At 70.2% G+C, this 26,462-nt stretch carries 25 protein-coding genes and 2 tRNA genes; 18 read left to right on the forward strand and 9 right to left on the reverse strand.

Annotated features, from left to right (window positions below; all coding sequences use genetic code 11):
* Window positions 1-66: 66 nt before the first annotated feature.
* Window positions 67-1,155, reverse strand: coding sequence for an aminotransferase class V-fold PLP-dependent enzyme (locus tag QE454_RS12050; protein ID WP_210074573.1), 1,089 nt, complete (start codon window positions 1,153-1,155; stop codon window positions 67-69).
* A gap of 80 nt (window positions 1,156-1,235) precedes the next feature.
* On the opposite strand from QE454_RS12050, the gene QE454_RS12055 reads away from it, so the two are divergent.
* From QE454_RS12055 to QE454_RS12080, 6 genes are all read left to right on the forward strand, one after another.
* Window positions 1,236-2,198: a LysR family transcriptional regulator gene (locus QE454_RS12055; RefSeq protein WP_307455175.1), complete on the forward strand. Its 963-nt coding sequence runs from the start codon at window positions 1,236-1,238 to the stop codon at window positions 2,196-2,198.
* Between the two features lie 10 nt (window positions 2,199-2,208).
* A complete protein-coding gene (gene gltX, locus QE454_RS12060; RefSeq protein ID WP_307455173.1) occupies window positions 2,209-3,717 on the forward strand; it encodes a glutamate--tRNA ligase in 1,509 nt (502 codons plus the stop codon).
* A gap of 286 nt (window positions 3,718-4,003) precedes the next feature.
* Window positions 4,004-4,075, forward strand: a tRNA-Gln gene (locus tag QE454_RS12065).
* 112 nt (window positions 4,076-4,187) lie between these two features.
* Window positions 4,188-5,099 (forward strand): PHB depolymerase family esterase, encoded by a 912-nt coding sequence (locus QE454_RS12070; RefSeq protein ID WP_307455171.1) that lies wholly within the window; start codon window positions 4,188-4,190, stop codon window positions 5,097-5,099.
* Between the two features lie 27 nt (window positions 5,100-5,126).
* On the forward strand, window positions 5,127-5,309 hold the full coding sequence (locus QE454_RS12075) for a hypothetical protein (protein WP_267787071.1): 183 nt from the start codon (window positions 5,127-5,129) through the stop codon (window positions 5,307-5,309).
* A 92-nt stretch (window positions 5,310-5,401) separates the two neighbouring features.
* The gene (locus QE454_RS12080) at window positions 5,402-5,824 is read left to right on the forward strand and encodes a hypothetical protein (protein WP_210074582.1); all 423 of its coding nucleotides are present in this window, start codon (window positions 5,402-5,404) and stop codon (window positions 5,822-5,824) included.
* Window positions 5,825-5,839: 15 nt separating this feature from the next.
* Here the strand turns inward: QE454_RS12080 and QE454_RS12085 are convergent, their stop codons facing one another.
* The 3 genes from QE454_RS12085 to QE454_RS12095 are packed head-to-tail and all read right to left on the reverse strand — an operon-like array spanning window position 5,840 to window position 8,708.
* Window positions 5,840-6,613 (reverse strand): ABC transporter ATP-binding protein, encoded by a 774-nt coding sequence (locus tag QE454_RS12085; protein ID WP_307455168.1) that lies wholly within the window; start codon window positions 6,611-6,613, stop codon window positions 5,840-5,842.
* Window positions 6,610-7,692 (reverse strand): FecCD family ABC transporter permease, encoded by a 1,083-nt coding sequence (locus QE454_RS12090; RefSeq protein WP_396652961.1) that lies wholly within the window; start codon window positions 7,690-7,692, stop codon window positions 6,610-6,612. The genes QE454_RS12085 and QE454_RS12090 overlap by 4 nt, the downstream gene beginning before the upstream one ends.
* Entirely contained in the window at window positions 7,662-8,708 is a 1,047-nt protein-coding gene (locus QE454_RS12095) for an ABC transporter substrate-binding protein (protein ID WP_267787073.1), read from the reverse strand. The genes QE454_RS12090 and QE454_RS12095 overlap by 31 nt, the downstream gene beginning before the upstream one ends.
* A 202-nt stretch (window positions 8,709-8,910) precedes the next feature.
* Here QE454_RS12095 and QE454_RS12100 point away from each other — a divergent pair, with 202 nt between their 5' ends.
* From QE454_RS12100 to QE454_RS12115, 4 genes are read left to right on the forward strand one after another with little or no spacing between them, the layout of a single operon-like run.
* The gene (locus QE454_RS12100; protein WP_210074589.1) at window positions 8,911-9,696 is read left to right on the forward strand and encodes a DeoR/GlpR family DNA-binding transcription regulator; all 786 of its coding nucleotides are present in this window, start codon (window positions 8,911-8,913) and stop codon (window positions 9,694-9,696) included.
* Window positions 9,693-10,658: a 1-phosphofructokinase family hexose kinase gene (locus QE454_RS12105; protein WP_307455166.1), complete on the forward strand. Its 966-nt coding sequence runs from the start codon at window positions 9,693-9,695 to the stop codon at window positions 10,656-10,658. Before QE454_RS12100 ends, QE454_RS12105 begins: the two co-directional genes overlap by 4 nt.
* A gap of 18 nt (window positions 10,659-10,676) precedes the next feature.
* Entirely contained in the window at window positions 10,677-12,743 is a 2,067-nt protein-coding gene (locus QE454_RS12110; protein WP_307317192.1) for a fructose-specific PTS transporter subunit EIIC, read from the forward strand.
* A gap of 27 nt (window positions 12,744-12,770) precedes the next feature.
* Window positions 12,771-13,040: an HPr family phosphocarrier protein gene (locus tag QE454_RS12115; protein ID WP_055836516.1), complete on the forward strand. Its 270-nt coding sequence runs from the start codon at window positions 12,771-12,773 to the stop codon at window positions 13,038-13,040.
* Between the two features lie 169 nt (window positions 13,041-13,209).
* Here QE454_RS12115 and QE454_RS12120 read toward each other — a convergent pair whose 3' ends face one another.
* Window positions 13,210-13,848: an MBL fold metallo-hydrolase gene (locus tag QE454_RS12120; RefSeq protein WP_307455164.1), complete on the reverse strand. Its 639-nt coding sequence runs from the start codon at window positions 13,846-13,848 to the stop codon at window positions 13,210-13,212.
* Window positions 13,849-14,035: 187 nt separating this feature from the next.
* Here QE454_RS12120 and QE454_RS12125 point away from each other — a divergent pair.
* Window positions 14,036-14,111 (forward strand) — tRNA-Glu (locus QE454_RS12125).
* 160 nt (window positions 14,112-14,271) lie between these two features.
* Here QE454_RS12125 and QE454_RS12130 read toward each other — a convergent pair.
* Both QE454_RS12130 and QE454_RS12135 read right to left on the reverse strand, forming a co-directional pair.
* Window positions 14,272-15,339 (reverse strand): DUF4349 domain-containing protein, encoded by a 1,068-nt coding sequence (locus QE454_RS12130; protein WP_307455162.1) that lies wholly within the window; start codon window positions 15,337-15,339, stop codon window positions 14,272-14,274.
* Complete coding sequence (locus tag QE454_RS12135; RefSeq protein ID WP_210074600.1) at window positions 15,336-15,890, reverse strand: RNA polymerase sigma factor; 555 nt, start codon at window positions 15,888-15,890, stop codon at window positions 15,336-15,338. Before QE454_RS12135 ends, QE454_RS12130 begins: the two co-directional genes overlap by 4 nt.
* A 177-nt stretch (window positions 15,891-16,067) precedes the next feature.
* Between QE454_RS12135 and QE454_RS12140 the strand changes: the two genes are divergently transcribed.
* Window positions 16,068-17,135: a TerC family protein gene (locus tag QE454_RS12140; RefSeq protein WP_307461062.1), complete on the forward strand. Its 1,068-nt coding sequence runs from the start codon at window positions 16,068-16,070 to the stop codon at window positions 17,133-17,135.
* 13 nt (window positions 17,136-17,148) lie between these two features.
* Here QE454_RS12140 and QE454_RS12145 read toward each other — a convergent pair whose 3' ends face one another.
* A complete protein-coding gene (locus QE454_RS12145) occupies window positions 17,149-18,462 on the reverse strand; it encodes an LLM class flavin-dependent oxidoreductase (RefSeq protein ID WP_307455159.1) in 1,314 nt (437 codons plus the stop codon).
* Complete coding sequence (locus QE454_RS12150) at window positions 18,459-19,769, reverse strand: O-acetylhomoserine aminocarboxypropyltransferase/cysteine synthase family protein (protein WP_307455157.1); 1,311 nt, start codon at window positions 19,767-19,769, stop codon at window positions 18,459-18,461. Before QE454_RS12150 ends, QE454_RS12145 begins: the two co-directional genes overlap by 4 nt.
* A 306-nt stretch (window positions 19,770-20,075) precedes the next feature.
* On the opposite strand from QE454_RS12150, the gene leuC reads away from it, so the two are divergent.
* The 6 genes from leuC to QE454_RS12180 all read left to right on the forward strand — a co-directional run bounded on the left by leuC (window position 20,076) and on the right by QE454_RS12180 (window position 26,454).
* On the forward strand, window positions 20,076-21,557 hold the full coding sequence (leuC, locus tag QE454_RS12155) for a 3-isopropylmalate dehydratase large subunit (RefSeq protein WP_210074606.1): 1,482 nt from the start codon (window positions 20,076-20,078) through the stop codon (window positions 21,555-21,557).
* A 1-nt stretch (window position 21,558) separates the two neighbouring features.
* Window positions 21,559-22,155, forward strand: coding sequence for a 3-isopropylmalate dehydratase small subunit (leuD, locus tag QE454_RS12160; protein WP_210074607.1), 597 nt, complete (start codon window positions 21,559-21,561; stop codon window positions 22,153-22,155).
* 62 nt (window positions 22,156-22,217) lie between these two features.
* Complete coding sequence (gene murA, locus QE454_RS12165; protein ID WP_144785342.1) at window positions 22,218-23,591, forward strand: UDP-N-acetylglucosamine 1-carboxyvinyltransferase; 1,374 nt, start codon at window positions 22,218-22,220, stop codon at window positions 23,589-23,591.
* Between the two features lie 5 nt (window positions 23,592-23,596).
* On the forward strand, window positions 23,597-24,337 hold the full coding sequence (locus QE454_RS12170; protein ID WP_210074609.1) for a 1-acyl-sn-glycerol-3-phosphate acyltransferase: 741 nt from the start codon (window positions 23,597-23,599) through the stop codon (window positions 24,335-24,337).
* Complete coding sequence (locus QE454_RS12175; protein ID WP_210074611.1) at window positions 24,327-25,469, forward strand: NAD(P)H-dependent glycerol-3-phosphate dehydrogenase; 1,143 nt, start codon at window positions 24,327-24,329, stop codon at window positions 25,467-25,469. The genes QE454_RS12170 and QE454_RS12175 overlap by 11 nt, the downstream gene beginning before the upstream one ends.
* The gene (locus QE454_RS12180) at window positions 25,369-26,454 is read left to right on the forward strand and encodes a D-alanine--D-alanine ligase family protein (protein WP_210074613.1); all 1,086 of its coding nucleotides are present in this window, start codon (window positions 25,369-25,371) and stop codon (window positions 26,452-26,454) included. The genes QE454_RS12175 and QE454_RS12180 overlap by 101 nt, the downstream gene beginning before the upstream one ends.
* The last annotated feature ends 8 nt before the right edge of the window (window positions 26,455-26,462 follow it).

The following is a 26,462-nucleotide window of genomic DNA, read 5'->3' on the forward strand; positions in this document are numbered from 1 at the left end:
GAAGAAGTCGGCGGTTCCGCGCAAGGCTGCTGCCGGCGCCCCTCACCGACGGCGGCCCGGGACGGGTCAGATCGCGTAGATCAGGCCGTCGAACGCCGACAGGTCCTCGCCGCCACGCACACCGAGTGCGTGCAGCGCCCGGTCGACGTCGAGTTCGTCGTTGAAGACGTGGAACGCCACGCGGGCGCGACCCGCGCGGCCCGACGCCGTGATCCCGTGGGCGGTGAGCTGAGCGAGCGCTTCGCCCGTGGCATCCGGCCACGTGACGATCGCCGAGGGACGCTCGGGGTGTTCGAGTCCGAGGCCGTCGCGGAAGCGCGCCGCCAGGCCCGTCACGTGCGCGTAGGTCGCGGTGATGTCGGCGTCGGCGAAGAGAGCCAGGGCGGGGGCCGCCCCGACGAACGCCTGCCAGGCGGGCGAGACATCGAACCGGCGGGCATCGGCGGCGAGCGTGCCCCCGGTGCCGTAGCACGACGACCATGGGTTGTCGCCGGAGTACCAGCCGGCCTGAACGGGACGGATCTCGCCCGCGAACGCGGGCGAGAGAGTGAGGAACGACACCCCGCGCGGGCAGCAGAGCCACTTGTACGCGTGGCAGACGGTCGCATCGAACATCGTCGCGTCGACGGGAAGCCACCCGGCCGCCTGGGTGAGGTCGCAGAGCGTGCGGGCGCCGGCACGGGCGGCCGCGGCGGCGATGCCCGCGGCATCCGCGACCTCTCCGGTCGCCGACTGCACGAGCGAGAACGCGACGAGCCACGTGTCGGGGGAGATCGCGGCGGCCAGCTCCTGCAAGGGCGCGGTGCGCAGGCGCACGCCTCGACCCGCGTGAGCGAAGGGGGCGACGAGAGACGAGAAGTCCCCCTCGGCGCAGAGCACCTCGGCGCCGTCCGGCACCGATGCGGCGAGGAGCGAGACCTGCACCGACGTCTGCGAGCCGATCGCGACGTCACCGACCGGGCAGCTCACGAGGTGCGCGTACGAGGCCCGGGCCTGTTCGACGGCCTGCGACGCGGCGACGACATCGGGGCGACCGGATGCCGCGGACTCGAGGTCGGCGCGGACCGCGGCCACCGTGGCGCGCGAGGGCAGTCCGAGAGTGCAGGCCGCGAGGTAGTCGCGGCCACCGGCGAAGTGCGAGGCGAGGCTGCTCATGCCACCAGGATCGCGCCCTCAATGACATTGCACTAGAGCAGGTGTTGCATGAGAAGCATCACATCTGCTTATGTGTGGGCATGGCCGCCACCGATGACTCCCTCGACGCGAACGCCCTGCGCGTGGTCAAGGCGATCGCCGACACCGGGTCGATCACCGCGGCCGCCCGGATCCTCGGCTACAGCCAGCCGGCGGTGAGTCAGCAGCTGCGCCGGCTCGAGCGGCGTGCGGGAATGCCGATCGTCGAGCGCGTCGGACGAGGCGTGCGTCTCACCGAGGCGGGGTCGATCCTCGCCCGCCACGCCGCCGCCGTCACCACGGCGCTCGACGCGGCCGCCGGAGACCTCGCCGAGCTGCGGGGTCTGCGGGCCGGTCGCGTACGGATCGCCGCGTTCCCGTCGGCGTCGTCGACGGTCGTTCCGCGCGTCATCGCCGCCGTGACCGCTCGCCGACCGGGTGTGTCAATCAGTTTCGTCGAGGCCGAGCCGCCCGAGGCCATCGCCGCCGTTCGCGAGAACCGCGCCGACATCGCCCTCACCTACAGCTACCCCGGCGACCGCCGCGAACACCTGGAGTCCGCGGCATCCGGACTCGCGGCCCGGCTCATCGGCGCCGACGATACCGTGGTGGTCGTTCCCGCCGACCACCCCGCGGCAGCCCATGACCCCATCGATCTCTCGCGACTCGCGGGGGAGCGGTGGATCGCGGGCTGCCCGCAGTGCCGCGGCCATCTGCTCGAGGCGTGCGGACGCACGGGGTTCACCCCCGACATCGCTTTCGAGACCGACAACTTCATCGCCGTCGAGAACCTCGTCGCCCAGGGGGTGGGCATGGCGATCCTGCCGCGGATGGCCGTGGCATCTCTCCCGATGCTCTCGGGCATCGCGGCGCCGCGGCTGCCCGCCGCCGAAGCGCGGACCCTGCACGTGATCACCGCTCGGGGAGCCGAGCACGTGCCCGCGGTCGGAGCCGCACTCGAGGTCATGGGCGAGGTCCTGGCCGATCATCTGCGGCACTCGGGAAGCGCCACCGCCCGCCGATAGGATCAAAGGGATGTCTGCCACGCCCGATCCCCGCACCACGACCGCCACCGGCGCCGACGTTCGCGTCCGCTTCTGCCCCTCACCCACGGGGTTGCCGCACGTCGGTCTCATCCGCACCGTCCTGTTCAACTGGGCCTACGCCCGGCACAACGGCGGCAAGCTCGTCTTCCGTATCGAAGACACCGACGCCGCGCGCGACAGCGAAGAGAGCTACCAGCAGCTCCTCGAGGCACTGCGGTGGATGAACATCGACTGGGACGAAGGCGTCGAGGTCGGCGGCCCGCACGCGCCGTACCGGCAGTCGCAGCGCCACGAGATCTACCGGGAGGTGCTCGACAAGCTCATCGCCGCGGGAGCGGTGTACGAGAGCTACTCCACCGCCGAAGAGATCGACGCGCGCAACGAGGCCAACGGCCGCGCCAAGCAGCTCGGCTACGACAACTACGACCGCGACCTCACGGACGAGCAGAAGGCCGCCTTCCGCGCCGAGGGGCGCGAGCCCGCGTGGCGCGTGCGCGTTCCCGACGAAGACCTCACCTTCGTCGACCTGATCCGCGGCGAGGTGACCTTCCCCGCCGGATCGTTCCCCGACTTCGTCATCGTGCGCGCCGGGGGTGTCCCGCTGTACACCTTCGTGAACCCGGTCGACGACGCGCTCATGGGCATCACCCACGTGATCCGCGGCGAAGACCTCATGCCTTCCACCGCCCGCCAGCTGGCGCTCTACCGCGCGCTGCTCGATGCCGGCGTCACCGATTACGTGCCGCGATTCGGCCACATGCCGCTCGTGCTCGGCGAGACCGGCAACAAGAAGCTGTCGAAGCGCGACCCCCAGGCCGATCTCTTCCTGCAGCGCGAGAAGGGCTTCATCCACGAGGGGCTGCTGAACTACCTCTCGCTTCTCGGCTGGTCGCTCTCGGCCGACCGCGACGTGTTCTCGCTCGACGAGATGATCGCCGCCTTCGACATCGCCGACGTGAACCCCAACCCCGCGCGCTTCGACCAGAAGAAGGCCGAGGCCATCAACGGCGACCACATCCGCATGCTGGATGCCGCAGACTTCGCGGCCCGCATCGTCCCCTACCTCGCGGGTGCGGGTTACATCGCCGAGCAGCCGAGCGACGAGCACCGCGCGATCATCGCGCAGGCGGCGCCGCTCGTCCAGGAGCGCGTGCAGCTGCTGGGGGAGGTGCCGGGCATGCTCGGCTTCCTCTTCGTCTCGGACGTCGACTACGCCGAGGACGCGCTCAAGGGCCTTCCCTCGAACGCGGCCGAGGTGCTCGCGGCATCCGTCCGCGCTCTCGAGGGCGTCGACGACTTCACCGCCGCCGCGGTGCAGGAGGCCCTGTCGGGCGCCCTGGTCGACGACCTGGGGCTCAAGCCGCGTGTCGCCTACGGCCCGCCCCGCGTCGCCCTCACCGGCCGCCGCATCTCGCCGCCGTTGTTCGAGTCGATGGAGCTGCTCGGCAAGGCCGAGTCGATCCGTCGCCTCGAGGCGCTGGTGGCGCACCTGGGCTGAGACGCCCGACCCCGATCCCCGTGGCCTCGTCGGCCGCGGGGATCGCTGCTGCGGGGGCCGTGCGCGGGGGAGGGCCGACAAGCAGCACGGAACGCGCAGAGCACAATGCATCTCCGGCGGTCCCGCGCGAAATTCGCGAGGTTCGTTCGCGTGCGCGAGTCCGTCTCGTGGCCCGAAGCTCGAGCCCCGGGACGCGCCCGGGACGCGTGGCGCGGGGCTCTGGTTTGGCGCTGGGCCCGGTCTCGCGTAAGCTTGATCCTCGGCACGAGTTACGGCTCGAAGCCATTGGGGTATGGTGTAATTGGCAACACGGCGGTTTCTGGTTCCGTTGTTCTTGGTTCGAGTCCAGGTACCCCAGCTTCGCGAAAAGGCCCGATGATCTTGGAGATCTCGGGCCTTTCGCCTATCCCCGTCACGGCACGGCAGACGGCCGGGAGCGCCCGTTCCGAGGCGAACCGTAGGATGACCCGATGCGCCTCCGCCCGCTTGTCGTCCTCGCCGCGATCCTCGGCGGGCTCGCCCTCTCGGGATGCAGCGAGAGCCCCGCGGAGCCGGTGCCGGCGTCGGGCTGCGGCACGATCCCGTCGCTCGAGTCGGGCACGAGCACACCGCTCGCAGTGACCGTCGACGGAGCCCCCCGTACGTTCAGCATGTACGTCCCGGCGGCCACGACGAACACCTCACCCACACCCCTCATCCTCGCCTTCGCCGGATACCGTATGCCGACCGGCGAAGTGGAGCGACTCAGCGGTCTCGACGACGGCGGCGCGGTTGTCGTCTACCCGCAGCCGGCAGACACCGCGGCAGGAACCGGCTGGCAGGGCGCGCCCTACTCCTCGGGTGCCGACGACGTCGCCTTCGTCTCTGCGCTGCTCGACGACGTGGAGTCCCGTCTCTGCATCGACCGCGAGCGCGTCTTCGCCGCCGGCATCTCGAACGGCGGCGGGTTCGTCTCTCTGCTGTCGTGCGCTCTCCCCGAGCGCATCGCCGCCTTCGCCGTGGTGTCGGGGGCGATCTACCCCGCGACCAATCCGCCCTGCCCGAGCGCACCCCCTGTCCCCGTGATCGCGTTCCACGGCACCGCCGACGAGGTCATCCCGTACGACGGCGGTACGCGCCACGACGCGAGCGTCGCGCCGGTGTCGCTGTGGCTGTCGCAGCTGGCGATCCGCAACGGCTGCGCGTCCGACCCGCGCCCGGAGACCGTCGCCGCGGGAGTCGAGAGGCAGACCTGGACCGGATGCCGACACCCCGGCGCTCTCGTGCACTACCGGATCGACGGGGGCGGGCACGTCTGGCCCGGTGCGGCCGGTTCGGGCTCGACGGCGGTCTCGGCCACCACCCTGATCGAAACGTTCTTCACAGCCCACCCTCTGCTGTGAACCGCGGAGCGGGGAGAGGATAGACCCATGGGACTCTTCGTACAGCGACCCGAAGAACCGAGCGAGTGGGCGGGGCTTCCCGGCGAGCCCGCGCGGCCGAAGACCCGGGCGGAACTGCTGCCGGATGACGAGCAACCCGCGGCGGTGCCGGGGCTGCTCGACCTCGACAGCTCGGCGGTCACCTCGATCGAGATTCCGATCGGCGACTGAGTCGGCGCGCGTTCGGCGTCGTCAAAGACTTCGAGGGCTAGCATCCGATCGAGAGTCGCGATCCGCGTCTCCGTTCGCGAAAGAAGGTCTTCGTGAAGCGCTCCCTCGCTTTCCGGCTCGCCGCGGTCGTCGCCGCGGGCGTGGTGCTCGCGGGCTGCACGCCCGCGGCCTCCGACGCCCCGGCCGTGCCCGCGGCCGAGGCCCCGAGTCCCGCCGCCTCGGTGGACGATCAGGCCTTTGCGCCGACGGTCGCCTCGCCCGAAGACCTCGACGGCAAAGAGGCGACGGTGAAGATCGGCACCTCGCTCGTGGTCGCGGTGCCCGACGGCACCGAGGCGGAGTGGACCGGGTCGACGGGCGATGTCGCGATCGCCGACTTCTCGCCGGGAGGGCCGTCCGAGGGCTCGGTCTTCCGGCCCGGGTTCCTGCCCCACGCCGTCGGCAAGACTCCCGCCACCCTCACCGGCCCCGACGGTAAGACGATCCGCTTCACCCTCTCCGTCGTGGCGCCCTGAGCACCAGGAGAGGGATCAGGATGCCAGCGGCCCGTCGAACAGGATCGTGGAGCGTCCGGTCTCGGCATCCGGGATCACTCGCGCCTTGACCTCGTAGACGTCGGCGATGAGCGCCGGGGTGAGCACCTCGGCGGGAGCCCCCGCCGCCACGACGCGGCCGGCGCGGAGCACGAGCACGCTGTCGCAGTAGGTCGCGGCGAGATTGAGGTCGTGCAGCGCGATGATGCTCGTCACGCGGAGGGCGGCCACGAGGGCCAGGACGTCGAGTTGATGACGGATGTCGAGGTGGTTCGTGGGCTCGTCGAGCAGCAGCTCGCGGGGCTCCTGGGCGAGAGCGCGGGCGATCTGGGCGCGCTGGCGTTCGCCTCCCGAGAGGGTGTGCCAGAGACGATCGGCCTTGTCGGCGAGGCCCACGCGCTCGAGCGCCGCATCGATCGCGGCCTCGTCGCCGGTGGTGGAGCCGCCCCATACCGGACGGTGCGGTGTGCGGCCGAGGCGCACGACGTCGCGCACGACGATGTCGGCGTCGGTCTCGGCGTGCTGCGTGACCACGGCGACGGATCGCGCCACCTCGCGGCGACGCCACTCGCCCAGCGGTCGATCATCGAGCAGCACCTCGCCCGAGTCGGGGCGCGCGGCACCCTGCAGCAGACGCAGCAACGACGATTTGCCCGAGCCGTTCGGACCGAGAAGGCCCACGGTCGAGCCGGGTTCGGGGCGAAGCGACACGTCGTCGACGACCAGGGCACCGCCCCGCGTCCAGCGGACCTCGCGGGTCTCGAGCGTCATGCGCGGCCCCTCCGTCGAACGAGCAGGGCCACGAACACCGGGACGCCGACCAGCGCCGTGCCGACCCCCACCGGCAGGGGCGTGGGGGCGAAGAGGGTGCGGGTCGCGGCGTCCACCCACACCATGAAGACGGCGCCGACGACCGCCGCGAGCGGAACGACGCGCACGTGACGCTGACCCACCATCAGCCGGACCGCGTGCGGTACGACGAGCCCCACGAAACCGACCGCGCCGACCACGCTGACGAGCGCGGCCGTCATCAGGGCCGTCACGATGAGCAGGCCGATGCGCGTACGAGCGACCGGGATGCCGAGCGAGGCTGCCACATCGTCGCCGAACGTGAAGGCATCGAGGGCGCGCGCGGCGAACAGGCACACGGCGCCGCCGACGACGACCACGACGGCGCAGAGCGCGACCTTGTCCCATCGCATGCCCTCGAGCGAGCCGAGGAGCCAGAACATCACCCCGCGCGTCTCGTCGCTGTCGGCCACGGCGAACACCACGAGCGAGGTCAGCGCCGAGAAGAATTGCGTGCTGGCGACACCGGCGAGGATCACGCCGGAGGTGCCGCCCGAGGTGAAGCGCGAGAGCAGCAGCACGAGGCCGAAGGCCACGAGCGCGCCGACGAAGGCCCCGCCCGAGAGGCCGAGCACTCCGCCGCCGATTCCGAGCACGCCGATCACGACGGCACCGGTCGATGCTCCCGACGAGACCCCGAGCACGAACGGCTCGGCGAGGGGGTTGCGCAGCAGCGACTGCATGACGACACCGCACAGGGCGAGTCCTGCGCCTGCGCACGCCGCGACGAGGGCGCGGGGGAGGCGCTCCTCCCACACGATCGCATTCTTGGCGGCCTTGACCGGGATGTCGGTCAGACCCAGGTGGTTCAGCAGCACGTCGCGCACGTTGACCAGTGACACGTCGGCCGGTCCCAGCGTGACGGCGACGCCGACGGAGATCACCAGCACCACGAGCCCGACGAGGGCGAGCACGATGCCCAGTCCCGCGGAGCCCCGACCGAGCCGGGCTCGCGAGACGACGCTCTCGCTCAGAGCGTGCTCCCGTTCTCGTCCCACCACGCGCGGATCTTGTCGAGTGCGTCGACGAAGCGGATCGAGGGGTTGAGCTCGGCGCCGTGCAGTGCGATGTAGCGCTTGTTCTTCACAGCGGTCATGGTGCTCGTCAGGGGGTCGCTCTCGAGGAAGGCGATCTTGTCGGCGAGCCGGTCGCCCGGGAAGCGGTCGCGCTGCAGGTCGCCGAGGACGAGAACGTCGGGGTCGGCCGAGACCATGCTCTCCCAGCCGACTGCGGGCCAGTCGTCCGTCTGCGAGGCGAACACGTTGGTCATCTTCGTGGTGGATGCCAGCAGAGCGGCGTTCGAAAAGCCGCCGGCGACGTACGGGGTCTTGGTGTCGGCGAACCAGAAGGCCACGGTGTGGCCCTCGAAGTCGATGCCCTCGGTCGCCGCCGCGGCCCGCTGCTGCAGTGACTGGACCAGCGCTTCGCCACGGTCGGACACGTCGAAGATGCGCGCGAGGTCGCGGATCTCGCCGTAGAGCGTGTCGACCGTGAGGGGCGTGGTGCGCTTTCCTCCGGCGTTGAAGCTCACGTCGCCGTCGCAGTCGGTGGGGGAGAGGTACGAGGCGATCCCGGTCTCGGCGAAGCGATCGCGCGTGGCGACCCCGCCCTGGGCGAAGTGGCGGCCGAACGAGGCGGTGACGAAGTCGGGGTCGGTGCCGAGGACGACCTCGTATGAGGGGGCGTTGTCGGACAGACGGGGGACCGCCGCGTTCGCCTCGGCGAGTGAGTCGAGCACCGGATCGGTCCAGGATGCCGTGCCGACCATCCGATCCTGCAGGCCCAGCGACAGCAGGATCTCGGTGGAGTCCTGGTCCAGGGACACGACACGGCTGGGCGCCTTGTCGACCGTGATCTCGCGCCCGCAGTTCTGAAGCGTCAGCGGGTAGGCGGTGGCGCCCTCTCCGGTCGAGGAGGCCGAGGCTTCGGGGACGACCTCCGAGGCACCGCACCCGGTGAGCAGGGCTGCAGCGGTCACGAGGACGAACGGGAAGGCGAGGGCGCGGGCGCGTGGCATCCGGGAACTCCGTAGGGATCGTGGAACGAGCGGCCCGACGGTGGACCACGGGTAAGGATAGCCTCACTTGCTGCGCGCGCCGGACCGGTCTCTTCGTTCGTGTGGGAGTCCCGTCGCCCGCGGCGTCGTGTGCGGTGTCGCGAATCTGTTGCCGTGTGTGGTTTCGTGTTGTATCGTGTGGGAATCTTCGAAGGGGATCCCCGTGTACGCAATGGAGCGCCAGCAGCTCATCGAGCGCGAACTGCGCGAAATCGGACGTGTCAGCGTCGTCGATCTCGCTCGCCGCTTCGACGTGACCACGGAGACCGTCCGCCGCGACCTCGACCGGCTCGAAGGGCTCGGGTCTCTCCGTCGCGTCCACGGCGGCGCGGTCGACATCGGTCGTGCCAGTACGGCGGAGTCCCCGCTCACCGAGCGTCGGGAGCGTCACCGAGACGCGAAGCGTGCCATCGCCGCCGAGGCCGTGGCCCTGCTCGGCTCCGACTTCCGCGGCTCGATCTTCCTCGACGCCGGTACCACGTCCGCAGCTGTCGCCTCGCTCCTGCCGTCCGCTCTCGGTGCGGGTATCAGCGCCGTCGAGGTCGTGACGCACTCGCTCGAGGCCGCGCACCTGCTCGCCGGCGAAGAACGCCTGTCGCTCACCACGATCGGCGGACGCGTCCGAGGCGTCACCGCGGCCGCGGTCGGCGCCCACACGGTGCGCACCATCGGCCAGCTCCGCCCCGACATCGCGTTCGTGGGGACGAACGGTCTGAGCGTGGAGTTCGGCCTGAGCACCCCCGACCCCGACGAGGCCGCCGTTAAGGCGGCGATCATCCAGTCCGCCCGTCGCGTCGTTCTCGTCGCCGACGCGGCCAAGTTCGGCGAAGAACTGCTCGTGCGCTTCGCCCGACTCGACGAGCTCGACGTGCTCGTCACCGACGCCGCCCCTCCCGCGGCGCTTTCCGAGGCCCTCGAGGCCGCTGACATCGAGGTGCGCGTCGCATGATCGTCACTCTGACCGCCAACCCCTCCGCCGACCGCGCCGTCGTGCTGTCCGAGGCCCTCCAGCCCGGTGAGATGCAGCGCGCTGTGTCCTCGCGCGAAGACGCCGGAGGCAAAGGCGTGAACGTCGCCCGCGTGGTCTCGGCCGCCGGCGCACCCGCACGCGCGGTGGTGCCGGTCAATGCCCACGACCCGTATCGCATGCTCCTCGAAGACACCGGTATCGCGCTCGACGTGATCGAGGTGGCAGGCCGCGCCCGTGCCAACCTCACCATCACCGATCCCGCGGGTGAGACCACGAAGCTCAACCTCCCCGGCGCCGAACTCTCTGCCGCCGAGGCCGAGGCCGTCGTCGCGGGAGTCGTCGCCGCCTCCGAAGGGGCCACCTGGCTGGTTCTGGCGGGGTCGCTGCCTCCCGGCGTCCCGACCTCCTTCTACGTGGATCTCATCACCGCCGTGCGTGCGCGGTGGGGGAGCGCCGCTCCGCTCATCGCGGTCGATGCCTCGGGTCCCGCCCTTGCCGCGGTCGTCGAGACCGCGCACCCCGACCTCATCAAGCCCAACCACGAAGAACTCGCCGAACTCGTCGGAGAAGACCCGGCATCCGACGGCGATGTCCTGGCCGCGGCGTCGCGCCGGGCTCAGTCGCTGGTTCCGGACCGTGTGGCATCCGCCCTCGTGACCCTCGGCGCCGACGGCGCCCTGCTGTTCACGGCCGAGGGCACCTGGCGCGGACGCGCCCCCAAGATCCAGGTCGCCAGCACCGTCGGCGCGGGCGACAGCTCGCTCGCCGGCTACCTGCTGGCCGACCTCGAAGGGGCTTCGGCCCCCGACCGTCTCGCGCGCAGCATCGCCTACGGAGCGGCCGCCGCCACTCTTCCGGGCACGCAGGCGCCGACCCCCGACGATCTGCCCGCGGGTGCGATCGCCGTCACCGAATTCCCCACCCCCATCGCAACATCCTGACCACGGAGGTCACTGACAATGTCCGACATCATCACTCCGGAGCTCGTCACCCTCGACGTGCCCCTGGGCACCGACAAGCAGTCGGTGATCCGCGCTCTGGCCGAGCGCGTCGTCGCGCAGGGCCGCGCGCGCAGTGCGCAAGAGCTGTTCGACGACGCCTGGGCCCGCGAGCAGAAGGACGAGACCGGCCTGCCCGGGGGCATCGGCATCCCGCACGCACGCAGCGCCTCGGTCACCGAGCCCACTCTCGCCTTCGCGCGGCTGACCCCGGGCGTCGACTTCGGCGCCCCCGACGGCCCCGCCGACATCGTGTTCCTCATCGCGGCCCCCGAAGGTGCCGACGAGGCCCACCTCTCGGTGCTGTCGCAGCTCGCGCGCAGCCTCATGAACAACGACTTCATGTCGGGCCTGCGTTCGGCGCAGACGCCCACCGAGGCCGTCCGGATCATCACGGATGCCATCGCCCCGGCCGAGTCGCCGGTCGCGGCCGAAGCCCCCGCCGCCGCGGCGCCGGCCGCGACGCGCGCCGAGGCCCGTACGGCCGTGAAGACGAAGAAGATCGTCGCCGTCACCGCCTGCGCGACCGGCATCGCCCACACCTTCATGGCGGCCGACGCGCTCACCGCCGCCGGTGCCGAGACCGAGGGGGTCGAGCTCGTCGTCGAGCCCCAGGGCTCCAGCGGCTACAAGGCGCTCCCGCAGAGCGTCATCGACGACGCCGACGCCGTGATCTTCGCGGTCGACGTCGACGTGCGCGAGCCCCAGCGCTTCGCCGGCAAGCCCGTCGTCCGCGCGGGCGTCAAGCGCGGCATCGAGCAGCCGAAGCAGCTCATCGCCGAGGCCCTCGCCGCGAGCGAGAACCCGAACGCCGCACGCGTGCAGGGCGGTGCCGCCGCGGCATCCGCGTCCGATGCTCCCGTGGCGCAGCAGTCGGTGGGCCGTCGCATCCAGCGGTGGCTGCTCACCGGTGTCAGCTACATGATCCCGTTCGTCGCCGGCGGTGGTCTGCTCATCGCCCTCGGCTTCCTGCTCGGCGGCTACGAGGTCACCAAGAACGCCTCGAACGTCATCATCCAGAACTCGCTCTGGGACCTCCCGACCGAGGGCATCACCTCGTCGTTCGGCCCGGTGGGGCAGTACCTCGGTTCGGTCGCCTTCATGATCGGTGCGACCTCGATGGGCTTCATCGTGGCCGTTCTCGCGGGCTTCATCGCGTACGCCATCGCCGACCGCCCCGGTATCGCCCCCGGCTTCGTCGCGGGTGCCGTGGCCGTCCTCATGAACGCCGGCTTCATCGGCGGCATCATCGGCGGTCTGCTCGCGGGCTTCATCGCCTGGTGGCTGGGTCGCTTCGACGCCCCGCGGTGGCTGCGCGGCCTCATGCCCGTCGTGATCGTGCCGTTCTTGGGATCGATCTTCGCCTCGGGTCTGATGATCCTCTTCCTCGGCCGACCGATCGCCGCCCTCATGGCCGCCCTCACCGACGGTCTGACCTCGCTCGCCGCCAGCGGCGCAGGTGCCATCGTGCTCGGCGTCATCCTCGGTCTGATGATGTGCTTCGACCTCGGCGGCCCCGTCAACAAGGTCGCATACGTCTTCGCCACGACCGGCCTGGCCGCCGCGACCCAGACGAACACCACGCCGTACCTCATCATGGCCGCGGTCATGGCCGCCGGTATGGTCCCGCCGCTCGCGATGGCCCTCGCCTCGACGCTGCTCGCCCGCAAGAAGTTCACCCCGGTCGAGCGCGAGAACGGCGCGGCCGCGTGGCTGCTCGGCGCCTCGTTCATCTCCGAGGGCGCGATCCCGTTCGCCGCTGCCGACCCGCTGCGCGTCATCCCCGCCTCAATGGTGGGCGGTGCGATCACGGGTGGTCTGAGCATGCTGCTCTCGGTGCAGTCGTTCGCCCCCCACGGCGGGATCTTCGTCTTCTTCGCGATCAACCCCTTCTGGGGTTTCGCCCTCGCAATCGTGGCAGGTACCGTCGTGACTGCGCTGATCGTCGTCGCCCTCAAGGGCATCGGCCGCAGCACGCAGGACGCCGCCGTCGCCGAGGCTGCTCCCGCAGCCACGGTCGCCGCGTAACACCCCGTCGAATCGGAAGGATTCACCATGGCAGAACGTCAGGCCACCATCGCGAGCGCCTCGGGCCTCCACGCACGCCCCGCGAAGCTCTTCGTGCAGGCCGTGCAGGAGAAGAAGATCCCCGTCACGATCGCCGCCGAGGGCGGTGCCGACCTCAACGCCGGCAGCATTCTCTCGCTCATGGGCCTCGGTGCCGGTCACGGCACCGTCGTGACGCTGAAGGCCGAGGGCGACGGCGCCGAGCAGGCGCTCGACGAGCTCGTCGCCCTTCTCGAGACCGATCTCGACGCGCAGTAAGCGCTTCTTCGCAGAACGCCGGATGCCACGGGCCCAGGGCTCGTGGCATCCGGCGTTTCTGCGGGATGGAGTCGTACGAAACTCCGGAGAAGTCGACGACGAACGCTGATCTTCGAAGGTTCGGGACGTACACCCGCGAACTTCTCAGGAGTTCGGCACGCCGTGGCCGTCAGACCTCGACGGAGTCGCCCGGCTTCAGGTCGACGAACGAGCCGCCGTTCTGCTCGACGGCCCAGGTGAGGCGTGCGTCGCCCATCTGCTTGCCGGCGACCGAGAGGGTCATGTCGTGGGTGGCGAAGACGCGCTCCGGCTTGACCGCGAGGACGTAGTCGATGGCGTCGCCGACCTTGAGCCACGGGGCGCCGACGGGGGCGGCGAGCAGCTGAACCTTCTTGTGCTTGGGGACCGCGAACGAGTCGCCCGGGTAGTACACCGCGTCGTTGACGAGGACGCCGACGTTGTCGACCACGGGGATCGAGGAGTGGATGACCTCGTGCTTCCCGCCGAAGAACTCCAGGTGGAAGGGCCCGAGGTCGAGGGTGTCGCCCGGGTGGACCACGGTGACGTCGAAACCGGCCGCGGCCTCGCGCACCCCTTCGGGGCCGTAGATCGGCACGCCGGGGTGGGCCTTTTGCAGGCGCGTGAGGTGATCCGGCGTCCAGTGATCGGCGTGCTCGTGGGTGATGACGATGCCGTCGAGGTTCGTCAGCTCTTCGAGGGGCGAGGTGAAGCTGCCCGGGTCGATCACGAGCGAGTGACCGGATTCGGCGAGGACGAGGGCGGCGTGTTCGTGCTTCGTGAGGCGCATGAGACGAGTCAACTCCTGCACGCCGGAGCGGGGCAAGCGCTGGCGCGGGGGGTGAACAGCGTCTAACGGCTCTTCCGTGAGAGGCCATCTCGCGGTACCGTGGCCGGACACGCCCGAGAAGTCGGTGGCTCGGCCTCGATTTTGCGTGGGCGTCAACTGTCATGCATACTTGAATGGTTGACGACGCGGCCCCATCGTATAGCGGCCTAGTACGCCGCCCTCTCACGGCGGTAACGCGGGTTCGAATCCCGCTGGGGTCACCAACACGAAAATGCCTCGACTGAATGGTCGGGGCATTTTTCGTTGCCTGGGACCAGTCGGTCGTCGCAGGGGAATCTGAAACGTCGAGCGGAATCGGATGCCGGGACTACCGGCACCCGATTCCGCTGCTTCGCCCCGAAGTCGGTGCGGGCCGAGGGCGACTCAGTCCTCGCGAGAACGGCGACGGAGCCGACGCGCTCGACGCACACTCCACGCCACCGCGAGGATCACCGCCGCGACCGCGATCCACGGGAGGAGGAACCCGAGGCCGATCACGATCCCGTTGACGGTGGTGACCAGGCCGTGCCATCCGGCGCCGAGCCCATCGCCGAAGCCCGCCGGGTCGGCGACGGCGGCGGGGGAGCGCTCGACGAGCCGCACGCTGAGCGACGACATCGCGACCTGAGACGCGACCGACTGCAGCACCTGGCGGTCCGCGTCGAGCTGCGCCTGACGCTCGGCCAGGGCGGACTCCGCGGTGATGAGGTCGGACACCGATCCCGCCTGCGCCAACAGTTCCGTCAGACGCGCCACCGAGGCCTCACCGGCAGCGACGCGAGCGCGCAGATCGACGGTCTGCTCGGTGACGTCGGAGCGGCTGACGGTCGTCGCCGTGACCTCCCCGACCTGACGCAGCCCGTCCATGGTGCTCGAGAGGGCTGCGGCGGGCACGCGGACGGTGATCGAGCCCGACGACGCCGCCGGCGTCGACGCCGATCCCTCGTAGGGAACCGCACCGACCGTGCCGCCGAGCTGCGATGACTCGACGTACCCGCCGGCCCCGGTCGCCGCGGCGCCGACCTCGTCTATCGCCCTCGCGATGTCGTCGACCTCGACCGTGCTCGAGCCGGTGGCGACGATGTCGCGGGTGGCGGCGTCACGCGCCGCCGCACCACCCGAGGCCGCATCTGGCGACGACGACCCCGCGGCGTCCTGGGCGGGAACGAGGGGAGCGATCGGCGCGCTCTCGGAACCGCCGGAGTACTGGTTCGTCAGGCCCTCGCCGCTGGCGCCCACGATCGCCGAGTCGCTCGCGCCCGAGGTCGAGGCCAGCGACTGTCCGATGACCGCGGCGACCACGACGACGGCCGCGGCCGCTCCGACACCTGTCCACACTCCCCGGCGTCGCCGACGCGTGCGCTCGCGTTCGTCGGCGATCCGGCCGAAGACGGCGGTCTCTATGGCATCCATCCGCTCGTCGGGGAGCGGGGGAAGCGTGGGCGTGGTCATGGGGACTCCGTCTCCATCGCGGTGGCGCGCACCCGGGAGCGGATGCGGGAGAGGCGGTTGCGAACGGTGCCGTGCGAGACGCCCAGCGAGGCGGCTGCGGCCTCGTACCCGTAGCCCTCTGCGGCGCACAACCGGAAGATCTCGCGATCGAGGTCGCTCAGCCGGTCGACGGCGGCGAGGATCGCTGCCACGGTCTGGGCCTGCACCACCTGAGCCTCGACGTCGACGAGGGAGGGGATCTCGTCGTCGAGCGCTGCGTGCGATCCGTGGCGACGGCGCGCCCTCAGACGGTTCTGCGCCTGCAAGCGGCAGACGGTCGCGAGCCAGGGCAGCAGGGACTCGCCCTCGAGCCGCAGCGACGGGATCTTGCGCCAGGCGACCACGAAGGTCTCCTGCACGACGTCCTCCGCGTCCGCGGCTTCGCCGACGAGCCCAAGGGCGATCCAGTAGACCGGCCGCGCGTATGCCCGGTACAGCTCGCGATACGCGACCTCCGACCCGCCGGCGGCGCGCGCCACGAGGGCCCTGTCGTCGATGACTCCGTGGGTCATGGCATCCGTTCCGCCCTCCGGGTGAGCCCCGGATAAGCACTCTCTCACTCAGGGGTGTCCGGGCGCGCCGGATCGTCTCACGGATGTACGCACGCAATGAGCTCTACGTGCACAAGCCCCTGTGCGAACGGGGCCGACGGATAAACTCGAGCGTTTCCCCCGATGAAAGGCCCCGCGATGGAGCTGCAGCTCGACCCCCTCTTCCAGACGATCACGCTCGTCGTGCTCGTGCTGATCCTGGTCGCTGACCTGCTGATCATCCTCAAGCGCCCGCATATCCCGGCGGCGAAGGAGTCGACGCTCTGGGTCGTGTTCTACGTGACGCTCGCGTTGATCTTCGCGGGTGTTCTGTGGATCGTGGCCGGGGGCGAGGTCGCGGGGCAGTTCGTGGCGGGCTGGCTGACCGAGTACAGCCTGTCGATCGACAACCTCTTCGTGTTCGTGCTGATCATGGGGCAGTTCGCGGTGCCGCGCCGGTACCAGCAGGAAGTGTTGATGGTGGGCATCATCATCGCGCTCATCCTGCGCGGCGCCTTCATCCTGGTCGGCGCGACCATCATCGAGAACTTCAGCCCGATCTTCTACCTCTTCGGCGCGTTCCTCGTCTACACGGCGATCCGGCAGGCGTTCCCGGGCGACGACCACGATGACGACTCGCAGAAAGAGAACCTCATCGTGCGGACGCTGCGTCGCGTGCTGCCGATGAGCGACGCGTACGACGGCAAGAAGGTCATCACTCGGGTCAGCGGCAAGAAGCTCTTCACCCCGATGATCATCGTGTTCGTCGCGATCGGCGTGACCGACCTGCTGTTCGCGATCGACTCGATCCCCGCGATCTTCGGCATCACGCAGAGCCCGTTCATCGTCTTCACCGCGAACCTCTTCGCGCTGATGGGTCTGCGCCAGCTCTACTTCCTGCTCGGTGACCTGCTCGACCGCCTGAAGTTCCTGCACTACGGGATCGCGTTCATCCTCGCGTTCATCGGTGTGAAGCTCATCTTGCACGCGATGCACGTCAACGAGCTGTCGTTCGTCAACGGAGGCGAGCCGATCGAGTGGGCTCCCGAGATCTCGACGTGGGTGTCGCTCGCCGTGATCGTGCTGTCGATGGCGGTCGCGACGATCGCGAGCCTCATCGCCGCGCGCCGAGAGCCCGCGTCCGTCGAGGGGCCTCAGGATGCCGCGGCCGATGTCGCCGACGAGAAGGGGACGCCGCCGACGGTGGAGCAGCCCGAGCGCGACTGACGCGCCCGGGGACCTAGAACGCGCGCAGGTTCGCCTGCAGGCCACCGTCGACGAACTCCTCGCGGAGGATGCCGCGCCGGCGGAGGATCGGCACGAGGTCGTCGAGCACGCGGTGCACGGTGACCGGGTGCAGGTCGCCCCACAGCAGCACGCCGTCGTTGCCCCATTCCCCGAGTTCCTCGATGCGGTCGGCGAACTCGTCGGCAGTCCCCACGAAGCCGGAGCCGTCGTTCAGGCGTCCGAGCCGCGCGTGCGCGCCCAGCAGCGTCCGCAGCGGAGCGTTCTCGTCGTGCTTTCCGACGAGCCGCTTGATGCTGCCCTCCGACACGTGCTCGCCGAAGATCGACCGGTCGAGAGGCTTGTCGAGGTCAAGGCTGGTGAGATCGGTCTCGAGATCGCTCGACTGCTTGCGCGCGATGGCGACCAGCGCGTCCTCGGAGGGGTCGGCGGATGCCGCGACCAGGCGATCGGCTTCTTCCGGGGAAGACACGAGCACGGGCTGGATCGCGAAGAGGATCTTGATCTCGGACGCGGCGCGCCCCGCCGCCTCGGCTGCCGCATGGATGCGTCCGCGATAGGCCCGGATGCTCTGCTCGTCGAGAGGCGCGAGGGCCAACTGCACGTCGGAGTTGTGTCCCGCGAACGACAGGCCACGACCGGATCCGCCGGGGGAGACGATCGCGGGCGCGCCGTCGGTGAAGGGCACCGCGTTCAGCGGCCCGTCGAAGCCGAAGTGCTCACCCCGGTGCTGCACCGCCTCGAGCTTCGTACCGTCGGCGTAGATCCCCGTCTCTTCGTCGGCGACGAGGGCGCCCTCGCCCCAGCTGTCCCAGAGCTTCCGGATGCCGTCGAGCCACTCCTCGGCCCGGTCGTAGGCCGCGTCGTGCCCGAGCTGCGGCGCGATCGAGAAGTGGCGCGCGCTGCCGGTGTCGGTCACGACGTTCAGGCCGAGACGGTGGCCGCTCAGGTGCTGCAGCGTCGCGAACTGCCGAGCGGCGGTGTACGGCAGGGAGGCGGCCGGGTTGACCGTCGGCACCACGCCCAGGTGCTGCGTCGCCGCGAACAGGTACGGCGCGAGCAGCAGCGGGTCGTGCTTGGGTCCGCCGAAGGCGTGACGCACCCGCAGGTCGATCGTGTCGGCGCTGCCGAGCGAGGGCGCGTCCTCGATGATCAGCAGGTCGAAGCCGGCCTGCTCGAGCGTCCGCGCCGAGTCCTGATAGAGCCCCGGCTCACTCCAGCGGTGGTTCCAGCGCAGGTAGGGGTGCCCCCATCCGTGCGGACCGAAGCCGCGCGCGAGGAACCAGCCGAAGTGCTGCAGACGGCTCACAGCACGACCGTCTCGCGCTCGACGACGGGGACGCCCACGAGGGCCTGCTCGAGGTCGGCGAGCAGGTCATCGATGTCTTCGATGCCGATCGACAGCCGGATCGTGCCGGGGGACACTCCCGCGCGCCGGCGTTCCTCGACCGTCCGGGCCGAATGCGAGGTGCTCTGCGGGTGCAGCACGAGCGAGCGGACGTCGCCGAGGTGGGTCATGTGCGTGATGAGCTCGACCGACTGCACGACGTGGCGCGCCGCCTCGAGGCCGCCGCGCAGGGTCACGGTGAACACCGACCCGGTGCCGCGCGTGAGGTAGCGCCGACCGAGGTCGAAGTCCGGGTGCGACTCGAGACCCACGTGGTCGACGCGCTCGACCTCGGGGCGCTGTTCGAGCCATCGGGCGACGGCCAGGGCGTTCTGCGACTGACGTTCCACGCGCAGACTCAGCGTCTCGATGCCCTGACCGATGAGGAAGGCGTTCAACGGCGACGGCGAGGGACCGAACCGCGGCGCGGCACTCTCGCGGATGTAGGCCCCGCGGGCGCGGGCGCCGTGCCGCTCTGCGAAGCTCGCCCCGCCGAGGCGGTCGGTCTGCACGAGATGGGGGAAGAGATGACCGGATGCCGCGGCGTCGAAGCGACCGTCGTCGACGATCACCCCGCCGAGCACCGCACCCTGCCCCGCGAGGAACTTGCTCGCCGAGTGCACGACGACGGCGGCGCCGTGCTCGAGGGGACGCAGGAGATAGGGCGTGGTGAACGTGCTGTCGACGACGAGGGGGATGCCGCGCTCCCGCCCGATCGCCGAGACGGCGGCGATGTCGAGAACGTCGTTGCGGGCGTTCGAGAGCGTCTCGGCGAACAGAGCGCGCGTGCGGGGGGTGATGGCATCCCGCCATGCGGCGAGATCGCCCGTGGGCACGAACGTGGTCTCGATGCCGAGCCGCGCGAGGTTGTCGAGGAGCAGGCCGCGCGTGCCCTCGTAGATGTGCTCCGAGACGACGACGTGGTCGCCGGCCCCGGCCAGGGCCAGCAGGGCGACGGTGACGGCCGCTTGCCCGCTCGAGACGAGGACGGCCTGGTCGCCGCCCTCGAGACATGCGAGGCGCTCCTCGACGGCCTGGATCGTGGGGTTGCCGGTGCGCGTGTAACCGAAGCCGGTGCCGGTGCCGAAGTGTTCGGCCGAGCCGTCGAGACTGTCGAAGGTGAATCCCGCCGTGAGGTAGATCGGCGTGGCCCGCGGCGAGGCGTGGGCGGTGGCCGAGCCCGCGTGCACCTGACGCGTCGAGAATCCGATGTCGGCGTTCGCGGCCATGGGTCACGCTCCGTTTCGCGGGGGCGGGGCGGGCTCGCGGGTCGGGCCCGTTCCCGAGGGGTGTTCGGGATCGGCCCAGGCTCGCACGGGGGAGTCGTCGGCGACGAAATGTGCGGCGCTCTGTTACGGGCGGCGCCCGCGTCGCGGACGCCGTGGCGCGGCCGGCACGGGTGAGCCCGGTGGTATCGTGACCGGGTGCGGATCGCTCGCCTCCTCCTTAGCGGCCGCGACGAGACCTTGTCCTAGGCCTTTCTCGTCGCGGAGTTCGTCGCGGGCCTCACACCCCTTCCGAGGAGAAACGCAAACATGAGCAGCACCCCGATCGATGGCATCCGGATCCCGGACCGCCCCCGCACCCTGGCCGAGAAGGTCTGGGACGACCACCTCGTGGTCAAGGGCGAGAACGGCCAGCCCGATCTGATCTACATCGACCTCCACCTCGTGCACGAGGTCACCAGCCCCCAGGCCTTCGACGGTCTGCGCGCCGAGGGGCGCCCCGTGCGGCGGCTCGATCTGACGATCGCCACCGAGGACCACAACACCCCGACGCTCGACATCGACAAGCCGATCGCCGACCTGACCAGCCGCACGCAGATCGACACCCTGCGCCGAAACGCCGAGGAGTTCGGCGTGCGCATCCACTCGCTCGGCGACAAAGAGCAGGGCATCGTCCACGTCGTGGGCCCGCAGCTCGGGCTCACCATGCCGGGCATCACCGTCGTGTGCGGCGACTCGCACACCTCTACCCACGGTGCGTTCGGCGCGATGGCGTTCGGCATCGGCACGAGCGAGGTCGAGCACGTGCTCGCCACGCAGACGCTGCCGCTGAAACCGTTCAAGACGATGGCGATCACCGTCGAGGGCGACCTCAAGCCCGGCGTCACCGCGAAAGACATCATCCTCGCGATCATCGCCAAGATCGGCGCCAACGGCGGGCAGGGCTACGTGCTCGAGTTCCGCGGCAGCGCCATCCGCTCCCTCTCGATGGAGGGGCGCATGACGATGTGCAACATGTCGATCGAGGCCGGCGCACGAGCCGGCATGATCGCCCCCGATGAGACGACCTTCGCCTACGTCAAGGACAAGCCCCACGCCCCGCAGGGCCGGGACTGGGACGACGCGGTCGCCTACTGGCGCACCCTGCCCAGCGACGAGGGCGCCGTCTACGACGCCGAGGTCTTCCTCGACGCGAACGAACTCGAGCCCTTCGTCACGTGGGGCACGAACCCGGGCCAGGGTGTCTCGCTGTCGGACGTCGTTCCGACGCCGTCCGAGATCGCCGACCCCAACGAGCGTGCCGCCGCCGAGCGCGCCCTGGAGTACATGGACCTCCAGGCCGGCACGCCGATGAAGGACATCCCCGTGGATGCCGTGTTCATGGGCTCGTGCACGAACAGCCGCATCGAAGACCTCCGGGCCTTCGCCTCCGTCATCCAGGGCCGCACCAAGGCCGAGAACGTCCGCGTCATGGTCGTTCCCGGATCGGCGCGCGTGCGCCTCGAGGCCGAGGCCGAAGGCCTCGACAAGGTCTTCGTCGACTTCGGTGCCGAGTGGCGCTTCGCCGGGTGCTCGATGTGCCTGGGCATGAACCCCGATCAGCTGGCTCCGGGAGAGCGCTGCGCGTCGACCTCCAACCGCAACTTCGAGGGCCGCCAGGGCAAGGGCGGGCGCACCCACCTCGTCTCGCCTCTGGTCGCGGCCGCGACCGCCGTGCGCGGAACCCTGTCCAGCCCCGCGGACCTCGATCCCGTCCGCACCGAGACCGTTTCGACCGGGGTGGAGGCCTGACATGGAGAAGTTCACCACGCACACCGGTGTCGCCGCGCCGCTGAAGCGTTCGGCGGTCGACACCGACCAGATCATCCCGGCCGTCTTCCTCAAGCGCGTCACCAAGACCGGCTTCGACGACGCCCTGTTCGCCAACTGGCGCCAGGACCCGGACTTCGTCCTGAACCAGGACGCCTACCGCTCGGCATCCGTCCTCGTCGCCGGCCCCGACTTCGGGACGGGTTCGAGTCGTGAGCACGCCGTGTGGGCGCTGCGGGATTACGGCTTCCAGGTGGTGCTCAGCCCCAAGTTCGCTGACATCTTCCGCGGGAACTCGGGCAAGCAGGGCCTGGTCACGGGCGTGATCACCGAAGACGAGGTCGAGCAGATCTGGGCGGTGATCGAGGCGAATCCGGGCATCGAGATGACCGTGGACCTTACCGCGAAGACCGCCACGGTGGGCGACCTCCAGGTCTCGTTCGAGATCGACGATTACACTAGGTGGCGGCTTCTCGAAGGGCTCGACGACATCGGGCTCACGCTGCGTGACGAAGACAAGATCACGCAGTTCGAGGCGCGCCGCGAGGCATGGCGGCCGCGGACCCTCCCGGTCCGCTGAGCCCGATCGACCCGATCGGGTCGATCTGCCGCCCCTCGTCCACGAAGTGAGGTCCACCCCCCATGAGCACACTCGTCACCGATTCCGGAGATCAAAATCCCGGACAGCCCGACTGGGAGGCGGCAGAGACCCTCTCGATCCGCGGCGGCCGACCGCTGCGGGGGACCGTCGAGGTCAAGGGCGCCAAGAACCTGGTGACCAAGGCCATGGTGGCCGCCCTGCTGGGCGAGACCACGAGCACGCTGCGCGACGTGCCGATGATCAGCGACGTGAAGGTCGTGCGTTCGCTCCTCGAGGTTCACGGCGTCACGGTGACCGAGGGTGACGAGGAGGGCACGCTGCACCTCGATCCCTCGGGCGCCGTCGCCGCGCACTTCGAAGAGATCGACGCGCACGCGGGTGCGTCGCGCATCCCGATCCTGTTCTGCGGGCCGCTGCTGCACCTGCTCGGCGAGGCTCTCATCCCCGATCTGGGCGGATGCCGCATCGGCGACCGTCCGATCAACTTCCACATGGACGCGCTGCGCGCCTTCGGCGCCGTCGTCGACAAGAGCTACGAGGGCATCCGCATCACGGCCCCCAACGGGTTGCACGGTGCCAACATCACGCTGCCGTACCCGAGCGTCGGGGCGACCGAGCAGGTGCTGCTCACCGCTGTGCGCGCGAAGGGTGTCACCGAGCTGCGCAACGCCGCGATCGAGCCCGAGATCATGGATCTCATCGCGGTGCTGCAGAAGATGGGCGCGATCATCTCGTACGAGCCCAACCGCGTCATCTTCATCGAGGGCGTCGACAAGCTCGTCGGCTACGACCACCGCGCGATCTTCGACCGCAACGAGGCCGCCTCCTGGGCGTGCGCGGCCCTGGCCACCGACGGCGAGATCTTCGCCAAGGGCGCCCGCCAGCAGGACATGCTGACCTTCCTCAACGTCTTCCGGAAGGCCGGCGGATGGTTCGACGTCCGAGAGGACGGCATCCTGTTCCGTCGCGGTGAGGCCCTCAAGCCCGTGATGGTCGAGACGGACGTGCACCCGGGCTTCATGACCGACTGGCAGCAGCCGCTCATCGTCGCCCTCACGCAGGCTCCGGGCACCTCCACCGTGCACGAGACCGTGTACGAGAACCGCCTGGGCTTCACCGAGGCGCTGAACAAGATGGGTGCCGACATCGTCGTGCACCCCAAGGGCATCTCGAGCCCCGACCGCCGCGTTCCCCGTCGCGACCTCGAGCAGGCCGCCGTCATCAACGGCCCGACGCCGCTTCACGGCGCCGACGTCGAGGTGCCCGACCTCCGCGGCGGCTACAGCTACGTGATCGCGGCTCTCGCGGCCGAGGGCGAATCGACGGTGCGCAACATCGGAATCATCCGTCGCGGGTACGAGAAGTTCCTCGAGAAGCTCACGGCTCTCGACGCCGACTTCGACGTCGTGGGCTGACGCCGGTGGCTTCGAACCCCGAGAAGAGCCGGCCGAGCGCCTTCTGGCCGCTCGCGGCGATCATCGTCCCCCTCACGGGACTCTTCGCCCGGATCGAGATCCGCGGTGCGGAGAACCTCCCGCGCGAGGGTGCCTACGTCCTCGCTCCGAACCACAACTCGGAGTTCGATCCCGTGATCGTGGCGGTCGCCGTCTGGCGGCTCGGTCGCGCCCCGCGGTTCATGGCGAAAGAGAGCCTCTTCAAGGTCCCCGTGCTCGGCGCCGCGCTCCGCGCGACGGGAATGGTCCCGGTGCCCCGGGCTTCGACGAGCGCGAACCAGTCGATGAAGGCCGCCGAGCAGATCGCCCGCGACGGCCGCGGCGTCATCGTCTACGCCGAGGGCACCCTCACGCGCGACCCCGACCTGTGGCCGATGCGCGGCAAGACGGGCGCGGTGCGCCTCGCCCTCGCCGGCGACCTGCCACTCATCCCCATGGCGCAGTGGGGCGTGCAGCAGATCCTCCCTCGGTACGGGAAGCTGAAGTTCCCCCGCCGCTCGCACGTGATCGTCGAGTTCGGGCCCGCCATGGACATGAGCGCCTACACGGCGACGCCCACGCAGCCGGCCACGCTGACGAAGGCGACCGACGCGATGATGAACGAGGTCACGGCGATGCTCTCCGGCATCCGGGGCCTGCCCGCCCCCGCGGAGCGCTGGAACCCGTCGCAGCACGGGCAGAACGAGACGGGCCGCCTTGAGCCGTAAGAGCGCCCTGCCCGTCGCGGGCCCGAAGGTCGCCGTCGTCGGCGCCGGAAGCTGGGGAACGACGTTCGGCAAGATCCTCGCCGACGGCGGCGCCTCCGTCGTCATGTGGGCGCGTCGTCCCGAGCTGGCGGCCGAGATCACCGAGTCCAAGCGCAACAGCAGGTACCTTCCGGGTATCAACCTGCCGCGCACGATGACCGCGACGACGGACCTGGCCCAGGCGCTGAACGGTGCAGAGCAGATCTACCTCTCGGTGCCGAGCCAGTCGCTGCGCGAGAACCTCGCCGCAATCAAGCCGCTCGTCGAGCACACCGACGTGCCGATCGTCTCGCTCATGAAAGGCGTCGAGAAGTCGACCGGCCTGCGCATGAGCCAGGTCATCGAGCAGGTTCTGCAGTGCGACCCTGCCCGCATCGCGGTGGCATCCGGTCCGAACCTCGCCCTCGAGATCGCGCGCGAGCAGCCGACCGCAGCCGTCATCAGCTCGCTCAGCCCCGAGACCGCCGAGGCCGTCGCCCGTCGCGCGCGCAATCGGTACTTCCGCTCGTTCGTGAACACCGACGTGATCGGCACCGAGTTCGGCGGGGTGCTGAAGAACCTCATCGCGGTGGCGATCGGCATCGTCGACGGCGTCGGGTACGGCGAGAACACGAAGGCGTCGATCATCACGCGCGGGCTCGTCGAGATGACCGACTTCGCGGTCGCCCAGGGCGCGCAGCCCGAGACGCTCCAGGGCCTGGCGGGCCTCGGCGACCTCATCGCGACGTGCCAGTCGCCGCTGAGTCGCAACAACACCGCGGGGCGCCTGCTCGGCCAGGGCTACGGCTACAAAGAGGTCGTCGCCCAGATGCAGCAGACCGCCGAGGGGCTGGCATCCGTGGCTCCCGTGCTCCAGCTCGCGAAGCAGGTCGGCGTCGACATGCCCATCGTGCAGCAGGTGAAGATGGTGCTCGACGGGACGATGGATCCGCGGGACATCGCACCGCACCTGACGACAGACGACGACCAGCCGCAGGGCGAGAGGACGCAGAATGACCAAACCGGTGGTGGTGGTGCTCTTCGGCGGGCGCTCCAGCGAGCATTCGATCAGTTCCGCCACGGCGGGCGGGGTGCTGCGGGCGATCGACCGTGACCGCTTCCGGGTGATCCCGGTCGGCATCACCCGTGACGGCGCCTTCGTCCTCGAAGACGACGACCCCGACAAGTTCGCGCTCATCCCCGACGCGCTGCCCGAGGTGCGCGACAATGGCACGCGCGTGCGTCTGCCCGACTCGACGCTGTCGCGGGAGTGGACCGTGACCGATGGCGGGGGCACACGCTCCCTCGGAGACGTCGACGTCGTGCTGCCGATCCTGCACGGGCGCTTCGGCGAGGACGGCACGGTGCAGGGTCTGCTCGAGCTGCTCGGCATCCCGTACGCGGGCGGTGGTGTGCTCATGTCGGCGATCGGCATGAACAAGCACGTGACCAAGCAGGTGCTCCGCGCGGCGAACGTGCCGGTCGTGCCGTGGGTCGCCGTCACCCGCGCCGACCTCGCTCGCGACCGCGAGCTGTGGCAGCGTCGTATCCGCGCCCTCGACCTGCCCGTGTTCGTCAAGCCGAACGAGGCCGGATCCAGCGTGGGCGTGACGAAGGTCTCGCGCTGGGAGGACCTCGATGCCGCCTTCGACACCGCCTTCGCGGAAGACGGCCTCGTGCTCGTCGAGCAGGCGATCGTCGGTCGCGAGGTCGAGTGCGGCGTGTTGCCCGGGCGCGACGGCGGGCCGGTACGCGTGAGCGTGGCCGGCGAGATCGTCGTGACGGGCCGGGAGTTCTACGATTTCGAGGCGAAGTATCTGGGAGCGGCGGGCGTTGACCTGGTGTGCCCTGCCGACCTGAGCGACGGCGAGCTGGCCGCGATGCAGCGGATCGCCGCACAGGCGTTCGAGGCGATCGGCGGGCAGGGCCTGGCACGCGTCGACTTCTTCTACACCGGCACCGAGTTCTACGTGAACGAGGTGAACACCATGCCCGGGTTCACCCCGATCTCGATGTTCCCCACGTGCTGGATCGCGTCGGGACTGTCGTACCCCGATCTCATCAGCGACCTGCTCGACGCGGCGCTCGAGAGGGCCTGAGCCGCCAC

It is taken from the genome of Microbacterium sp. SORGH_AS_0454 (assembly GCF_031453395.1).
Lineage (GTDB): Bacteria > Actinomycetota > Actinomycetes > Actinomycetales > Microbacteriaceae > Microbacterium.

Excerpts from the sequence above, each read along its gene's own strand:
- QE454_RS12050 (WP_210074573.1), bottom strand. The coding sequence starts at position 1,155 with ATGAGCAGCCTCGCCTCGCACTTCGCCGGTGGCCGCGACTACCTCGCG.
- QE454_RS12055 (WP_307455175.1), top strand. The coding sequence starts at position 1,236 with ATGGCCGCCACCGATGACTCCCTCGACGCGAACGCCCTGCGCGTGGTC.
- gltX (WP_307455173.1), top strand. The coding sequence starts at position 2,209 with ATGTCTGCCACGCCCGATCCCCGCACCACGACCGCCACCGGCGCCGAC.
- QE454_RS12070 (WP_307455171.1), top strand. The coding sequence starts at position 4,188 with ATGCGCCTCCGCCCGCTTGTCGTCCTCGCCGCGATCCTCGGCGGGCTC.
- QE454_RS12075 (WP_267787071.1), top strand. The coding sequence starts at position 5,127 with ATGGGACTCTTCGTACAGCGACCCGAAGAACCGAGCGAGTGGGCGGGG.
- QE454_RS12085 (WP_307455168.1), bottom strand. The coding sequence starts at position 6,613 with ATGACGCTCGAGACCCGCGAGGTCCGCTGGACGCGGGGCGGTGCCCTG.
- QE454_RS12095 (WP_267787073.1), bottom strand. The coding sequence starts at position 8,708 with ATGCCACGCGCCCGCGCCCTCGCCTTCCCGTTCGTCCTCGTGACCGCT.
- QE454_RS12105 (WP_307455166.1), top strand. The coding sequence starts at position 9,693 with ATGATCGTCACTCTGACCGCCAACCCCTCCGCCGACCGCGCCGTCGTG.
- QE454_RS12110 (WP_307317192.1), top strand. The coding sequence starts at position 10,677 with ATGTCCGACATCATCACTCCGGAGCTCGTCACCCTCGACGTGCCCCTG.
- QE454_RS12115 (WP_055836516.1), top strand. The coding sequence starts at position 12,771 with ATGGCAGAACGTCAGGCCACCATCGCGAGCGCCTCGGGCCTCCACGCA.
- QE454_RS12120 (WP_307455164.1), bottom strand. The coding sequence starts at position 13,848 with ATGCGCCTCACGAAGCACGAACACGCCGCCCTCGTCCTCGCCGAATCC.
- QE454_RS12130 (WP_307455162.1), bottom strand. The coding sequence starts at position 15,339 with ATGACCACGCCCACGCTTCCCCCGCTCCCCGACGAGCGGATGGATGCC.
- QE454_RS12135 (WP_210074600.1), bottom strand. The coding sequence starts at position 15,890 with ATGACCCACGGAGTCATCGACGACAGGGCCCTCGTGGCGCGCGCCGCC.
- QE454_RS12140 (WP_307461062.1), top strand. The coding sequence starts at position 16,068 with ATGGAGCTGCAGCTCGACCCCCTCTTCCAGACGATCACGCTCGTCGTG.
- QE454_RS12150 (WP_307455157.1), bottom strand. The coding sequence starts at position 19,769 with ATGGCCGCGAACGCCGACATCGGATTCTCGACGCGTCAGGTGCACGCG.
- leuC (WP_210074606.1), top strand. The coding sequence starts at position 20,076 with ATGAGCAGCACCCCGATCGATGGCATCCGGATCCCGGACCGCCCCCGC.
- leuD (WP_210074607.1), top strand. The coding sequence starts at position 21,559 with ATGGAGAAGTTCACCACGCACACCGGTGTCGCCGCGCCGCTGAAGCGT.
- murA (WP_144785342.1), top strand. The coding sequence starts at position 22,218 with ATGAGCACACTCGTCACCGATTCCGGAGATCAAAATCCCGGACAGCCC.
- QE454_RS12180 (WP_210074613.1), top strand. The coding sequence starts at position 25,369 with ATGACCAAACCGGTGGTGGTGGTGCTCTTCGGCGGGCGCTCCAGCGAG.